The following is a 14253-nucleotide window of genomic DNA, read 5'->3' as shown; positions in this document are numbered from 1 at the left end:
TCCTTCACGAGATCGGCACGGAGACGAGTGCTTCGAGACGGTCCTGCCACTGCCGCGCCAGTGCCAGGTCCGGTTCGCCGCCGAGGCCCGCGGTCACCGGCCTGATGCCGTGCAGGGCGTTGACCGTCCACACGGGAACGTCCGCGAGATCGGCGGGGGTGGCGAGTTCTTCCGCGACCGGGCCGAGCAGGGCGCGGGTCACGCCGGGCAGCACAGCGTCCAGAGGCGGTCCGCAGAGCGTGTCGCCGCGCCACCAGACGATGCTCGTCGTGGAACCTTCGAGCACGTGTCCCTCCGAGGACAGCAGGAGCGCCTCGTCCGCGTCGGCTGCGATGGCGGAGGCGCGGAGGGCGGCCAGGTGGTCGAGGTCGGGGCCTTTGACCGTCGGCCGGGTGCGGCGGTCGGGGCCCGAGTTCCACAGCCGGACGGTCGTCGTGCGCGGGGGAGCGGGACGCAGCCACAACCGCAGGCGTGAATCGACGAGTTCGACACGGGGAAACCAACGGCCGCTGGTGGGCAGGGCCTCGGTCACGGCGTGCAGGAACGCGTCGGTCCGGATCGCGAACCGCGAACACGCGTCGGTGAAACGCCGGGCGTGCAGGTCGAACCCCCGCACCCGCCCTTCCTCCACCAGCCACGAGTCGATGACCCGCACCACCCCGGAGTCGTCGGCGTCCGACCACCCGTCATCCCACCACCGTCGGCTCATCGCGGCGGACCACCCACGTCCGACACGGCCGGCGCCCGCCACGCCCGCAACGACGCCGCCGCCTTGAGCAGCATCTCCTCGTACTCCTCCTGGGCCTCCGACCCGAGCACGATCGCCCCACCCGCGCCGATCGACAGCCGGTCACCGACCCGGACGGCCGTGCGGATCACGATGTTCAGGTCCGTGCCGCCGGACAGCCCGAAGTACCCCAGAGTCCCCGAGTACACACCACGGGCCTCGGTCTCCAGGCCGTCGATGATCTCCATCGTCCGCAGCTTCGGCGCACCCGTCATCGAGCCACCGGGGAAGCACTGCCGGACGCAGTCCATCGCGCTGACGTCGTCCTTGAGCCGTCCGTGCACAGTGGACACCAGCTGGTGCACGGTCTGGTAGCTCTCGACGGCGAGGTACGGGTCGACGTCGATGCTGCCCACCTCGCACACCCGGCCGAGGTCGTTGCGCAGCAGGTCGACGATCATCAGGTTCTCGGCCTGCGTCTTCGCGCTCGACGCCAGCGTGGCCGCGATCTCCGCGTCCCGCACCGGGTCGGCGTCGCGGGGAGCCGTGCCCTTGATCGGCTTGCTGGTCACCGAGCGGTCCCGCTCGATGCGCAGGAACCGTTCCGGCGACGAGCAGAACACCGACACGTCGCCCAGGCGCAGCAACGCCGCGTACGGGGCCGGGTTGGCTCGCCGCAGCCTGAGGTAGAAGTCCGTGTCGTCGTCGCGGAACGGCAGGTGCAGCTTGTTCGTCAGGCAGATCTCGTAGCTCTCGCCCAGCCGGAGCTGCCGCTGGCACTCCTCGATATCGGCCAGGTACTGGTCCCGATCGCGGACGAGGAACTCCTCGGCGTCCACCGGCGCACCGGACACAGCGACAGGCTCGTCGGCCGGAAGCAGTCCACTGAGGACGGCCGCCGTCCGATCCACCCACGCCTGAGCGTCGTCCTTGCCGTCAACGTCGTGCACGGCCACCAGGTAGGTGAGCCCCTCCTGGTGGTCGACCGCGACGATCCGGTCGGCGAACAGCCAGGCCGCGTCCGGTGTCTCGGCCCGGTGCCGGACCGGAGCGCCGCACTCGGCCCGCAGCTCGTAGCCGAAGTAGCCGACGTACCCGCCGGTCAGGTCGAACGGCAGCGACGTCGGAGGAATCCGCCGCTCACGCAGCCGTTGCTCGAGGAAGTCGAACACGCTGCCCGGTACCTCGCGGGCCCCGTCGCGGTCGCGCACCGACACGACCCCGCTGCCGGTGCGGTAGGTCACGACCTCGCTGAGCGGCCCGGAGGTGTCGCCCAGGAACGAGAACCGCGACAGCCCGCGCTCGACCCGGCTGCTGTCGAGCCAGAAGCAGTGCTCGCTGTCGCCGAACAGCGACAGGAAGATCGACTCGGCGTCGGCGACCGGAACCACCGCGCTGACCAGGCCCAGCTCGGCGGCCGGGGCGAGGTCCAGCGGGGGAGTCTGAGCCTGCCGGGTCAGCTCGGCGAAGTTGCGCAGGATCTCCCGGCCGTACCCGGACGCCACCGACTCGGGGTGGAACTGCACACCCCACTGCGGCCGGTCCCGGTGCCGCAACGCCATCAGCACCCCGTCGTCCGCCCACGCGATCGGCACGAGCTCGGCGGGCAGAGGTTCCTGCACGCTCAAGGAGTGGTACCGCACCGCCACGAACTCCTGCGGCACGCCCGCGAACAGCGGATCGCCCTCGTGCGAGACCTTGGCGAGGTGCCCGTGCCGGGGTTCGGGCGCGGCGGCCACGGTGGCGCCCGCCAGGTGCCCGATGATCTGGTGCCCGAGGCACACCCCGAGCACCGGCAACGTCGTGCGCCGCAACAGTTCCCCGACGAGACCGATGTCGCGCGAGTTCTGCGGGCGACCGGGGCCGGGGGACACGACGACGTTGTCGAAGTCCTCCAGCCTCAGGTCCAGCAACGCCGGGTCGTCGTTGACCACGACCGTCGGCTCGCAGCCGTTGATCTCGGCGATCAGCTGGAACAGGTTGAAGGTGTAGGAGTCGTAGTTGTCCACCAGGAGTGTTCGCGTCATGGGCCGGCCAAGGTCTTCCGCAGAGTCTGGACGTCGTCCGGCGCCAGCGTGATCCCGAAGATCTCCTCGATGACGGCCAGCGCCTCGGCCCCGTCGAGTTCGCGGGACGAGGTCTCGCCCGCCCGGATCTCCAGCAACGTGGTGCCGGCCAGCAGGTGCCGGACCTTCGCCCGCGTGCGCTGCAGGATCATCCGGTGGTTGAACGGCGACCGCGGGTGCGTGAGGCAGAAGTGGTTCAGCAGCTCGAAGTCCGACGGGTACCGCGCATCCGTGGTGAAGCCGTACAGCTCCGCCGGCCCTTCCGGACGCAGGAACCGCAGCACGAACTCGCCGGAGGACTCGCGGGCCACCTCGAACGAGAAGTCCCCGTCCAGCCGCGCGCCCTCCGCGAGCAGGATCGGCTCGTGCAGCCCGTGCGCACCGAAACTCACGTCGTGGAGCCAGGTTTCGCCCTCGACCTGCACGGCCAGAGCGACGTGCAGCGCGGGCCCGAACGGGTTGCCGGTGCGGATCCGGGTCCGCCCGGCGAACGCGGTGAACGTGAACCCGATGCGGTCCAGCACGGCCGCCATCAGCACGACCTGCTCCAGGCACCAGCCGCCGCGACCCTGCCGCACGATCTTGTCCTGGACGCGGGCGATGTCCAGCGGCACCTCGGTCCGCCCGAGCAGCGCGTCGAGGTTGTCGAACGGGATCGCGTCCACGTGCGCGGTGTGCAGGCCCCGCAACGTCGTGAGGTCGGCGGCCACCTCACCGTCAAACCCAACGCGCGCAAGGTATGCGTCGAGGTCGACACCCTCGCCCTGCCAATGGCCCGTCACGTCAGCTGCCCGGCGATCAGGGCGGCGAGCACGAGCCAGCCGTAGTTCGTGTTGGCGCAGAACGTGTCCCAGCACGCCTTCGGGTCGTCGAGGTCCACCCGCTTGATCAGGTAGCCCAGGTACGCCGCGGCGAGCACGACGACCACGTAGAACGCCCACCCGATCGTCGTCAGCGACGCCGCCCAGATCACGCCCGTGAGGCTGAGCAGGCCGAAGAACGCGAGCCACATCTTGGTGGAGTTGCCGAACAGCAGCGCCGACGACTTGACCCCGATCTTGCGGTCGTACTCCTTGTCCTGGTGGGAGTAGATCGCGTCGTGGATCATCGTCCAGAACGTCCCGGCCGCGTACAGGCCGTACACCTGCGGCGGGTAGTCGGCGTTGCCGGTCGCCGCCGTCCAGCCGACGAACACGTACGTGCTCATCACCAGCCCGAGGAACGCCGACGGCCAGACGAAGAACCGCTTCATGAACGGGTAGGCGACGATCAACGGGTAGGTGGCCAGCGCGACCAGCACCGTCTCCCAGTTCGCCACCGCCAGCACCAGCAACGCGGCCCCGGCCTGCGCGGCGGCCCAGAGCACGCCGTTGCGGACGCTGATCGTGCCCGCCGCGACCGGCCTGCCGACGGTGCGGGCGACCCGCCGGTCGATCTCCACGTCGGTCACGTCGTTGCTGGCGCAGGCGAAACCCCGGATCAGCACGGCCGCGATGGCGACCGCCACCACCGCGATCAGGTCCGACGAGTCCTGGAAGGCGAAGACGGTGGCCCACAGACCGGGCAACAGGTACAGCATGTACCCCGTCGGCCTGTCCAGCCGCATCAGCAGCAGGTACGAGCGGATCGAGTCCGGGCTCTTCGTGACGACGCCCGCGGATATCTTGTGCAGCATCAGTTCCCCATCACCAGGTCACCGGGAGTTCGAACAGACCGCCGATCAACGTCTCGTGCCGCAACCTCAGCTCGTCCACACCGACGGCCAGGCGCAAGGACGGGAACCGCGTGACGAGCTGGGTGAGCACCACCTGCAACTGCATCCGCGCCAACGCCGCGCCCACGCAGTGGTGCGCCCCGTACCCGAACGCGAGGCTGCCGGAGGTGTCGCGCGCGATGTCGACCCGGCCCGCGTCGGCGAACACCGACTCGTCGTGGTTGGCCGCGATGACGTTCAGCATCACGAAGTCGCCGGCGGAGATCCGCACGCCGTCGATCTCGAAGTCCGTCACCGCCCACCGGGGCATGCCGCCGTTGTGCGGGTTCGGCATCGACCGCCGCAGAGTCTCTTCCACCGCGGCGGGAACGAGGTCGGGGTCGTCCACCAGCGCCTGCCACTGACCGGGTTCGGACAGCAACAGCGACACGCACGTGCCGATCCGCGCGACCGTGGTCTCGTAGCCGCCGAACAGCAGCAACGCCGTCAGCCCGAGCACCTCGTCGTCGGTGATCCCGTCGGCCGCGCAGAGCCGGGAAATGGCGTCGTCGCCGGGGTTCTGGCGTTTGTCCGCGACGAGTTGCTTGCAGTAGCCGAACAACCCGCCGAGGCCCTGCTTGGACTTCACCGGGTCGCCGACGTTCGCGGCGTCCTGCGTCCAGACGCCGAACCGGTCCTTGTCCTCCGGAGGCACGCCCAGCCACTCGCACATCACCTGGATCGGCAACGACAAGGCCACGGCTTCGCGCAGGTCGACCGGAGGCCGTTGCGCGGCAAGGGAGTCCAGCAGCTGACCGGTCTGCTTCTCCACGTACGGGCGGAGTTCCGCCATCCGTTCGGCGGAGAAGTGCGGTTCCAGCAACGCGCGCATCCGGGCGTGGTCGGTGGCGAACCCGCCGAGCAGGCTCGCGAGCAACGCCGCCCCGCCGTCCGCTGCCGCAGGGTCGGGGTTGTTGCGGCTCAGCCGCTCGCCGTCGTCCAGCAACCGCCGCACGTCGGCGTGCCCGGTGACCAGCCACCCTTCACCGCCCGTGGGCGTGCGCACCCGGTGGACCGAGCCCTGGGACTGGAGCGCGCGCACACCGGGCGCGAGCTCCAGCACGTTCTCCTGCTCGAGAGGCAGTTGAACCGGGGTACTCACTGACGACCTCCGGGGATCAAGCCGTGCGGCGGACGATGCGGTGGAACAGGGAGGTCAGCTCGGCGGTCGCGGCAGACGTCAGCCCGGCCCGGCCGAGGTGCTCCAGGGCTGCGTCGAGGTGGCCGCGGGACCGCTTGTCGGCCGTGTCCCGGCCACCGGTCTCCTCGGTGAGGTCGGCCATCTCCTGCAGGTGCGCCGCAGAGGTGCCGCCGGAGTCCCACAGTTCGCGCAGCCGTGCGCTCGCCGGGCTCTCGGAGGCCATCGCCGCCAGCACGGGGAAGGTCGGGTTGCGGCGTTCGACGTCGCCCCGGACAGGCTTGCCGGTCACCGCCTGGTCGCCCCAGATGTCCTCGACGTCGTTGGAGATCTGGAACGCGAGGCCGAGGTGCCGGCCCGCGCCGCGCAACGCCGTCACGACGTGATCTGCTTTGCCCGCACGCAATGCGGGCGTCACGAGAGCGCACTCCAGCAGCGCGGACGTCTTCTCCTCGACGATCCGGTCGTACTCGGCGAGTCCGGTGTCCGGGCCCAGCCGCACGGTGAGTTCCCGGGACTGGCCCGCGAGCACGAGCCGGGTGGCCTCGGCGAACGCGCCGGCGATCTCCGCACGGCCGGCGCCGGGGTCGTTGACGACGATCTCGATGCTGAGGTTCTGCGCCGCGTCCCCGGCGAGGATCGCGAGGCCGGCGCCGAACACCTTCCACGCGGCCGGGCGGCCCCGCCGCAGGTCGTCGGCGTCGATGATGTCGTCGTGGATCAGGGTGGAGTTGTGCAGCAACTCCAACGCCGCGGCGGGCAGCAGCACGTCCTCGGCCCGCAGCCCGAGACCTTCCGCCGTCACCGTCATCAACGCGGCGCGGGTCATCTTGCCGCTGGCCGCGCTGATCGGCTCACCGCGTTCGTCGATCAGACCGAGGTGATAGGCGCAGACCCGCGCCAGGGTCGGTTCCAGCGCGGAGACCTGCTGCCGCACGACGGGCAGCACCTCGGACCGCACGGTCCTCGGCGACGCGAGCCCGGTCACCGACGTGTCGAGTGTGCTCATCGGGATTCTCCGCACCTGACGTTCGCGAATTGAAACCGAAATAATTCGGGCAGCAGTTCCTCTCAGCATCCTGCGGGACCCCTCTCGTTCGTGTCAACGACGCCCTCACGCCCTCCTGCGACTTTGGGAAAAACCCCAATCCGGGCGGCAGTTCACCCGGATGGCACTAATCTGGGGATTGGTGGCTGCTGGGTGGCGCCGGGCGGTGCTGGTCAGCGCCGGGGAATGGTGCCCCGAGAGCTGGAGACGTTAAATGGCTGTATCGGCCGATTCTGGGAAATTGCGCGAAGGCAGGCCGTTCGACCCGTACGGCGAACACCGCGACGACCCGTACTCATTCCTGGCCGGCATCGGGGACGACGAGCCGGTGTTCTACGCCCCTTTGCTCGACGCGTGGTGCGTGACCCGGCGCGAGGACATGCTCGCCGTGCTGAAGGACGACGGCGGTTTCTCCGCGCGCGACCACAACCCGCGGCCCAAGGTCGCGCTGCCCGACGACGTGGCGAAGATGTTCAAGACCTGGCGCGGCGCCGGTGCCGTGGCCGTCGGCTCGCTCGACCCGCCCGAGCACACCCGCATCCGCGAGGTCCTCAACACCGGGTTCACCCCGGCGCGGGTCAGGGCGTTCGAGCCGACCATGCGCGAGATCGCCGCCGACCTGGCACAACGGGCCGCGAAGGACGAGGAGTTCGACTTCATCGCCGCGTTCGCCGTCCCGTACGCGCTGGAGGTGATGTGCCGGCGGCTCGGCATCCCCGAGGAGTACTACGACCGCTGCCGGCTGTGGTCCGAGCAGCGCATCGAACTCATGATGCTCCAGCAGGACACCGACCCCGACCTGCTGCGCGAGCACGCCCAGGGGTTGATGGAGTTCGGCGCGTTCGCCCGCGCGATCGCGCAGGACCGGCTCGCCTCACCGCAGGACGACCTGATCAGCGAGCTGCTGCACGACGGCAAGGCGGGCACCACGCTGACCGCCGCCGAGGTCGCCGTGCAGATCCCGACGCTGATCTTCGCGGGCCACATGACCTGCGCCGAGGCGTTGGGCACGATCTTCTACCAGCAGCTGCTGACGCCGGACGGCTGGCAGTCCGTCGTCGACGGCACGGTCGCGACGCGCGAACTCGTCGAGGAGGGGCTGCGGTTCGACAGCCCGCTGGCCGGCATGTACCGCACGGCGACGAGGGACGTCGTCGTCGGTGACGTGCCCCTGGCCGAGGGCAGCCGGTTGCTGCTGCTCTACGGCGCCGCCGGACGCGACAGCCGCGCGCACGCGTGCCCCGCCGCGTTCGCCCCGAACACGAAGTCCTCCTCGCACCTCGCGTTCGGGCACGGCATCCACTTCTGCCTCGGCGCCGGGTTCGCCCGCGCCGAACTGGAGGTCGCGGTGCAGGCCGTCGCCGCCCGGATGCCCGGCCTGACGCTGGTGCCGGGCCAGGCACCGAAGCACCGCCCGGTGTTCCCGCTGCGGGCGCTGTCCGAGCTGCGCGTACGGCACTGACAGGCACGAAGGAGCCCCCGGCCAGAACCATTGGCCGGGGGCTCAGTCGCGTCTAGGCGCGGGTCGCGGTCAGGAACACGTAACCCTGCTCCGGGGTGACTGCCGACAGCCGCATGAAGTCGAGCAACGACTGGGCCTGCACCTCGCCGACCAGGGCGTTCAGCTCGTCCCGCCGGGTCTGCACGGCCTCGGCCATGACCGTGAGCGTGCGGTTGCAGTGCGCCGTCAGGTCGCGGAGTTCCACGTCGACGAACCCGGTGGCGGCCAGCGCCTCCCGGTACTCCTCGATCGTGCCGAGCGAGTTCACCGCGTAGTTCGCGCTGATGTGGTCGAGAACCTCGCGGCCCTGCGGGCTCACCGGGCCGCGTTCGATGACGTCGGCGATCGCGAGCCGTCCGCCGGGACGCACGACGCGGGAGATCTCCGACAGCACCTGGGCGCGGTCGGGCATGTGCCACATCGACTCGAACGCCCAGGCGGAGTCGAACGAGTCGTCCGGGAACGGCATGTCCATCGCGTCGATGAACTGGAACGTCGCCCGGTCCGCGAGCCCGGCGCCGACCGCGAGCGCGTTGGCCCGCGCCACCTGGACGTGGCTGACGGAGATGCCCACGACGTCCACGCCCGACCTCCGGACCAGGCGCAACGCGGGGTGGCCGATGCCGCAGCCCACGTCGAGCACGCGCTGGCCCGCCCGCCAGCGCAGCCCGTCGATCATCATGTCGGTGAGGCGGTCGGTGGCCGCCTCGATCGAGGCCTGGTCGGCGTCGTCGTCCCAGTAGCCGTAGTGGTGGTTGGGGCCCCACGCGGCATCGTAGATCTGACCGATCCCGTCGTAGACGTCCGCGACGTCGCCGGGAGCAGGGGACTGGCCGAGCGTCATGGAGAAACTCCGCATCGTTCTTGAAAGGGCGGGAAAAGAGCGGGCGCTCGGCTGGAGTCCAGCCGAGCGCCCGCGTGCACTGCGTGGTGACCGCGTGGGTCACTTCTTCTCGAAGCGCAGGAAACCCAGCTTCAGGCCGCCCGCCTTCCACTCGGCGCCCAGCGCCCTGTTCGCGAGCAGGGAGATCCGCATCTGCCTGCGTTCCACCGCGGAGAGACCGTGGTCGTGGTCGAGTCCCGCCTGCGTCCAGGCGGCGCTCTCGTCCCAGAACGGCGCGGTCTCCGCCGTCGCGTCCACGTCGTCGACCAGTTCGAACCCGGCGGCGTTCGCGGCTTCCTCGTACTCGCGGACGGTCACCGGCTTGCAGTAGAAGTACTCGGCCCACACGTCCGCGCCGTGCGGGCGCGTCGTGAAGACCTCCTCGACGCACACGCTCGCACCCGGCCTGAGCACGTGCGCCAGGCGTTCGAACCACTGCGGGCGGTTGAAGTACCCGCTGCTCTCGATCGCCACCGCCGCGTCGTACGGGCCGTCGTCGACGGTGAGCTTGTTCGCGTCGCAGATCAGCGCCTTGACCTTGCCGTCGAGCCCGCACTCGCGCGCGAACCCCTCGACGATCGGAGCGTGCTCCGGCGCGTTCGTCACCGACGTGACCTCGGCGCCGTACTCCTGGGCCCAGAACAGCGACCCGCCGCCGAGACCGCAGCCGACGTCGAGGACCTTGCCCGACAGGCGGTGCTCGGCGCCCCAGATCTTGGCCCCGTACCGCAGCAGACCTTCCTGGTGCAGCCGGATGCTCGCGCGGATGTCGTCCGCCGTCGCGTTCGCGGGGTAGCTCGGCACCTCGGAACCCGGGTAGTAGCCCACGTGGTAGTGGATCCGGGGGCCGGGCCCGTATTTGCGAACGAGTTTGGCGGTTTTGTCGTCGTAATACTGGCCGACGACCCGGACCTCGTCCTGAGGGTCCAGTGCTGCCAGAGGTGAACTTGCAAGATTTGACACGGTCACTTCTCCAGGGCTCGGATTTCTCGCAAGCAGCGACTCGTTCTAAATTCGTTGCCGCCTCACGATCCGGAATCCTGATTCGCCCCGAAATATGGGTGGCGGCCATCGGATTCCATCCTGGGGTGGCACACAGGGCCGTGTCAACGACGCGGAGGGCGCTCGTTCGACTTTGGGAAAAACCCCAAAGGGCGCGGCGAATAGCGCTGTCTGCACTAATCTCCGGATTGGTGGCTGCCGGGTCTTCGCGCGGAACGGAGTGAGGCAAATGAGCGGTGACAAGCAGATCGTGCTGGCCGAGCCGCGGAGTCTGTGCGCCGGGGTGCGCCGGGCGATCGCCATCATCGACCTCGCGCTGGAACGGCACGGCGCACCGATCTACGTCCGCAAGGAGATCGTGCACAACCACTACGTCGTGCGCGAGTTCCAACAACGCGGTGTGCGCTTCGTCGACTCCGAAGAAGAAGTGCCCGAGGGCGCGGTGTGCGTGTTCTCCGCGCACGGAGTTTCGCCTCAGGTGCGGGAGAACGCGGCGGCGCGCGGACTGGACGTGCTCGACGCGACCTGTCCGCTGGTGGCCAAGGTGCACCAGGAGGCCCGCCGGTTCGCCCGCGACGGACGCACGGTGCTGCTCGTCGGCCACGCGGACCACGAGGAGGTCGAGGGCACGTTCGGGCACGCCCCCGACCAGACGATCATCGTCGAGTCCGTCGCCGACGCCGAGGCGCTCGACCTGCCGGCCGACGCGCCGGTGGCGTTGCTGACCCAGACCACGCTCTCGGTGGACGACACCAGGGACATCATCGCCGTGCTGGAACGCAGGTTCACCGATCTGCGCGGGCCCGGCACCGACGACATCTGCTACGCGAGCCAGAACCGTCAGGACGCCATCAGGGCGATCGTGAACGACTGCGACCTCGTGCTGGTGGTGGGCTCCACCAACTCCAGCAACTCGATCCGGATGGTCGAGGTGGCGCGCAGGCACGGCGGGCGGGCCGAACTCGTGCCGGACGTGACGCACTTCGACACCGCGTGGCTCGACGGCGTGCGGACCGTCGGCGTGAGCGCCGGGGCGAGCGCGCCCGAGATCCTCGTCGACGAGGTCGTCGCGAAGCTCGCCTCGCTCGGGTACGGGGACGTGGCCGTGCACCGGGTGGCGACCGAGGACGTCGTGTTCACCCCGCCCGCACGACTCACCGGCGTGCCCGACGCGCGCTGACCGACCGTGAGGAGCTGTTCGACATGGCGCTGCTGGACACCGTGCGCGACCCGGCCCGGCTGCGGGAGCTGACCGCGGCGCAACTCCGCGACCTGGCGGAGGAGATCCGCGCGTTCCTGATCGACCGCGTCTGCGCGAGCGGGGGACACCTCGGGCCCAACCTCGGCGTGGTCGAGCTGACCATCGCGCTGCACACGGTCTTCGAGTCCCCGCGCGACCGGCTGCTGTGGGACACCGGGCACCAGTCGTACGTGCACAAGATCCTCACCGGGCGGCAGGCCGGGTTCGACCGGCTGCGCAAGTCCGGTGGCGTCTCGGGTTATCCGAGCCGGGACGAGTCCGAGCACGACCTCGTGGAGAACTCCCACGCGTCCACCGCACTGTCCTATGCGGACGGTCTGGCCCGTGCGGACGCCCACCTGGGACGCCGTGACCGCGCGACCGTCGCGATCATCGGCGACGGCGCCATGACCGGTGGCATGGCGTGGGAGGCGCTCAACAACATCGCGGGTGGGCCCGACCGGCCGTTGGTCATCGTGCTCAACGACAACGGTCGTTCCTACGCGCCCACGGTCGGTGGTCTCGCCGAGCACCTCGCCGACCTGCGTTCCGGGCACGGGGCGACCCTGTTCGAACAGCTCGGCCTGCTCTACCTCGGGCCGGTCGACGGGCACGACATCGCCGCCGTCCAGGACGCCCTGCGCCAGGCCGTGGCGTTGGAGGGGCCGGTGGTGGTGCACGTGATCACCGCCAAGGGCAAGGGATACCCGCACACCGAGAGCAACGAGCTGGACCTCGGGCACGCCGTCAAACCGATGGACCCGGCGACCGGGCTGCCGCTCGGGTCGTCCGGCCGGTCGTTCACGGCGGTGTTCGGCGAGAAGCTGGTGGAACTGGCCGAACAACGCGCCGACCTGATGGCGATCACGGCCGCGATGACCGAGCCGACGGGCCTGCTCCCGTTGCAGCGCAAGCATCCCGGCCGGGTGATCGACGTCGGCATCGCCGAGCAGCACGCGGTCACCATGGCCGCCGGGTTGTCGCTGGGCGGGGTGCACCCGGTCGTGGCGATCTACTCGACGTTCGTGAACCGCGCGCTGGACCAGCTGCTGATGGACGTCGCGCTGCACCGGCGCCCGGTGACGTTCGTGCTCGACCGCTCCGGCGTGACCGGCGACGACGGGCCGAGCCACAACGGCATGTGGGACCTGTCGGTGCTCCAGGTCGTGCCGGGGCTGCGGATCGCCGCGCCGCGCGACGGCACCCGGCTCGGCGAACTGCTGACCGAAGCCGTGGCGTGGCAGGAAGGTCCGACGCTGGTGCGGTTCCCCAAGGGACCCGTGGGCGACGACGTGCCCGCCGTGGCCGTGTTCAACGGACTGGACGTGCTGCGCCGCACCGGGCCGTCCGACGTGCTGATCGTCTCGATCGGCGCGCTCGCGGGACTCGCGTTGCTGGCCGCCGAGGACCTGGTGGCACAGGGACTCGGGGTGACGGTGGTGGATCCGCGCTGGGTCAACCCGGTCAACCCCGCGCTGGCCGACATCGCCCGCCGGCACCGGCTCGTGATCACCGTGGAGGACAACAGCCGCGCGGGCGGGGTCGGGTCCGCGATCGCGCAGACGTTGCGGGACCACGACGTGCGCACGCCGTTGCGCGAGTTCGGCATCCCGCGCCGGTTCCTGCAGCACGGGTCGAGGGCCGAGGTGCTCGCCGCGTGCGGGCTGACCGCGCAGGACGTCACCAAGGCTGTGACAGGACTGATCACCGATCTGGACGCGCGCGAGCCCGTCGGTTCAGGAGTGGAACTATGACCGTCGCCCTGGGAATGCCCGTGCCGCGCAAGGAAGTGCTCTCGGTGGCCACCCGCCGGACCTCGCGGAAGATCATGGTGGGTCCGGTGGCGGTCGGCGGGGACGCGCCGGTGTCGGTGCAGTCGATGACCACCACGCCGACCGCCGACGTCGACGCCACGTTGCAGCAGATCGCCGAGCTCACGGCGGCGGGCTGCGAGATCGTGCGGGTGGCGGTGCCGTCGGCCGACGACGCGGCCGCGTTGCCCGTGATCGCGCGCAAGTCCGGCATCCCGGTGATCGCCGACATCCACTTCCAGCCCAAGTACGTGTTCGCCGCGATCGACGCAGGCTGCGCGGCGGTGCGGGTGAACCCCGGCAACATCCGCCAGTTCGACGACCAGGTCGGCGCGATCGCCCGTGCGGCCGGGGACGCGGGCGTGCCGATCCGGATCGGCGTGAACGCCGGTTCGCTGGACAAGCGGCTGCTGGCGAAGCACGGGGGAGTCACGCCGGACGCGTTGGTGGAGTCGGCTTTGTGGGAGTGCTCGTTGTTCGAGGAGCACGGCTACACCGATCTGAAGATCTCGGTGAAGCACAACGACCCGGTGGTGATGATCGAGGCGTACCGCAAGCTCGCCGCGCGCTGCGACTACCCGTTGCACCTCGGCGTCACCGAGGCCGGGCCGCGGTTCCAGGGCACGATCAAGTCGTCGGTCGCGTTCGGCGCGCTGCTCGCGGAGGGGATCGGCGACACCATCCGCGTCTCGCTGTCCGCCCCGCCCGTCGAGGAAGTCAAGGTGGGCAACCAGATCCTGGAGTCGCTGGGGTTGCGGCCGCGCGGACTCGACATCGTGTCGTGCCCGTCGTGCGGCCGTGCCCAGGTGGACGTGCACACGCTGGCCGAGCAGGTCACCGCCGCGCTCGAGGGGTTCCCCGTGCCGTTGCGGGTGGCGGTGATGGGGTGCGTGGTGAACGGCCCGGGCGAGGCGCGGGAGGCCGACCTCGGGGTCGCCGCCGGCAACGGCAAGGGGCAGATCTTCGTGAAGGGCGAGGTGATCCGCACGGTCCCGGAGTCGCAGATCGTGGAGACCCTGCTGAACGAGGCGGCCCGCATCGCCGAGGAGATGGGCGTCGACGTCGAGGCCGCCACCTGAGAAGC

At 70.3% G+C, this 14253-nt stretch carries 12 protein-coding genes; 4 read left to right on the top strand and 8 right to left on the bottom strand.

Features of this window, described 5'->3' with window-relative positions; genetic code table 11:
• Positions 1-4: 4 nt before the first annotated feature.
• The 6 genes from JNUCC0626_RS16495 to JNUCC0626_RS16470 all read right to left on the bottom strand — a co-directional run bounded on the left by JNUCC0626_RS16495 (position 5) and on the right by JNUCC0626_RS16470 (position 6693).
• Entirely contained in the window at positions 5-709 is a 705-nt protein-coding gene (locus JNUCC0626_RS16495; protein ID WP_394620642.1) for an aminotransferase class IV, read from the bottom strand.
• Entirely contained in the window at positions 706-2754 is a 2049-nt protein-coding gene (gene pabB, locus JNUCC0626_RS16490; protein WP_394620641.1) for an aminodeoxychorismate synthase component I, read from the bottom strand. Before pabB ends, JNUCC0626_RS16495 begins: the two co-directional genes overlap by 4 nt.
• Complete coding sequence (locus JNUCC0626_RS16485; RefSeq protein ID WP_394620640.1) at positions 2751-3503, bottom strand: arylamine N-acetyltransferase family protein; 753 nt, start codon at positions 3501-3503, stop codon at positions 2751-2753. The genes pabB and JNUCC0626_RS16485 overlap by 4 nt, the downstream gene beginning before the upstream one ends.
• A gap of 68 nt (positions 3504-3571) precedes the next feature.
• Positions 3572-4468 carry a UbiA family prenyltransferase gene (locus JNUCC0626_RS16480; RefSeq protein ID WP_394620639.1) on the bottom strand — a complete coding sequence of 299 codons (897 nt, stop codon included), beginning with the start codon at positions 4466-4468 and terminating at the stop codon, positions 3572-3574.
• Positions 4469-4478: 10 nt separating this feature from the next.
• The gene (locus tag JNUCC0626_RS16475) at positions 4479-5648 is read right to left on the bottom strand and encodes a cytochrome P450 (protein ID WP_394620638.1); all 1170 of its coding nucleotides are present in this window, start codon (positions 5646-5648) and stop codon (positions 4479-4481) included.
• 16 nt (positions 5649-5664) lie between these two features.
• Entirely contained in the window at positions 5665-6693 is a 1029-nt protein-coding gene (locus JNUCC0626_RS16470) for a polyprenyl synthetase family protein (protein WP_394620637.1), read from the bottom strand.
• A 280-nt stretch (positions 6694-6973) separates the two neighbouring features.
• Here JNUCC0626_RS16470 and JNUCC0626_RS16465 point away from each other — a divergent pair, with 280 nt between their 5' ends.
• A complete protein-coding gene (locus tag JNUCC0626_RS16465) occupies positions 6974-8194 on the top strand; it encodes a cytochrome P450 (protein WP_394620636.1) in 1221 nt (406 codons plus the stop codon).
• 52 nt (positions 8195-8246) lie between these two features.
• Here the strand turns inward: JNUCC0626_RS16465 and JNUCC0626_RS16460 are convergent, their stop codons facing one another.
• Entirely contained in the window at positions 8247-9077 is an 831-nt protein-coding gene (locus tag JNUCC0626_RS16460; RefSeq protein ID WP_394620635.1) for a methyltransferase domain-containing protein, read from the bottom strand.
• 99 nt (positions 9078-9176) lie between these two features.
• The gene (locus JNUCC0626_RS16455) at positions 9177-10079 is read right to left on the bottom strand and encodes an SAM-dependent methyltransferase (protein ID WP_394620634.1); all 903 of its coding nucleotides are present in this window, start codon (positions 10077-10079) and stop codon (positions 9177-9179) included.
• A 268-nt stretch (positions 10080-10347) separates the two neighbouring features.
• On the opposite strand from JNUCC0626_RS16455, the gene ispH reads away from it, so the two are divergent.
• From ispH to ispG, 3 genes are read left to right on the top strand one after another with little or no spacing between them, the layout of a single operon-like run.
• A complete protein-coding gene (gene ispH / locus JNUCC0626_RS16450) occupies positions 10348-11298 on the top strand; it encodes a 4-hydroxy-3-methylbut-2-enyl diphosphate reductase (protein WP_394620633.1) in 951 nt (316 codons plus the stop codon).
• 23 nt (positions 11299-11321) lie between these two features.
• Positions 11322-13112: a 1-deoxy-D-xylulose-5-phosphate synthase gene (locus JNUCC0626_RS16445; RefSeq protein WP_394620632.1), complete on the top strand. Its 1791-nt coding sequence runs from the start codon at positions 11322-11324 to the stop codon at positions 13110-13112.
• A complete protein-coding gene (ispG, locus tag JNUCC0626_RS16440; RefSeq protein WP_394620631.1) occupies positions 13109-14248 on the top strand; it encodes a flavodoxin-dependent (E)-4-hydroxy-3-methylbut-2-enyl-diphosphate synthase in 1140 nt (379 codons plus the stop codon). The genes JNUCC0626_RS16445 and ispG overlap by 4 nt, the downstream gene beginning before the upstream one ends.
• Positions 14249-14253 lie beyond the last annotated feature (5 nt).

Source organism: Lentzea sp. JNUCC 0626 (assembly GCF_043632865.1).
GTDB lineage: Bacteria > Actinomycetota > Actinomycetes > Mycobacteriales > Pseudonocardiaceae > Lentzea.
The sequence above is the reverse complement of the archived record's forward strand: the minus strand, read 5'-3'. Positions and strand labels throughout refer to the sequence as shown.

Coding starts and splice junctions, on each gene's coding strand:
- JNUCC0626_RS16495 (WP_394620642.1), bottom strand. CDS start 709: ATGAGCCGACGGTGGTGGGATGACGGGTGGTCGGACGCCGACGACTCC.
- pabB (WP_394620641.1), bottom strand. CDS start 2,754: ATGACGCGAACACTCCTGGTGGACAACTACGACTCCTACACCTTCAAC.
- JNUCC0626_RS16480 (WP_394620639.1), bottom strand. CDS start 4,468: ATGCTGCACAAGATATCCGCGGGCGTCGTCACGAAGAGCCCGGACTCG.
- JNUCC0626_RS16470 (WP_394620637.1), bottom strand. CDS start 6,693: ATGAGCACACTCGACACGTCGGTGACCGGGCTCGCGTCGCCGAGGACC.
- JNUCC0626_RS16460 (WP_394620635.1), bottom strand. CDS start 9,077: ATGACGCTCGGCCAGTCCCCTGCTCCCGGCGACGTCGCGGACGTCTAC.
- ispH (WP_394620633.1), top strand. CDS start 10,348: ATGAGCGGTGACAAGCAGATCGTGCTGGCCGAGCCGCGGAGTCTGTGC.
- JNUCC0626_RS16445 (WP_394620632.1), top strand. CDS start 11,322: ATGGCGCTGCTGGACACCGTGCGCGACCCGGCCCGGCTGCGGGAGCTG.
- ispG (WP_394620631.1), top strand. CDS start 13,109: ATGACCGTCGCCCTGGGAATGCCCGTGCCGCGCAAGGAAGTGCTCTCG.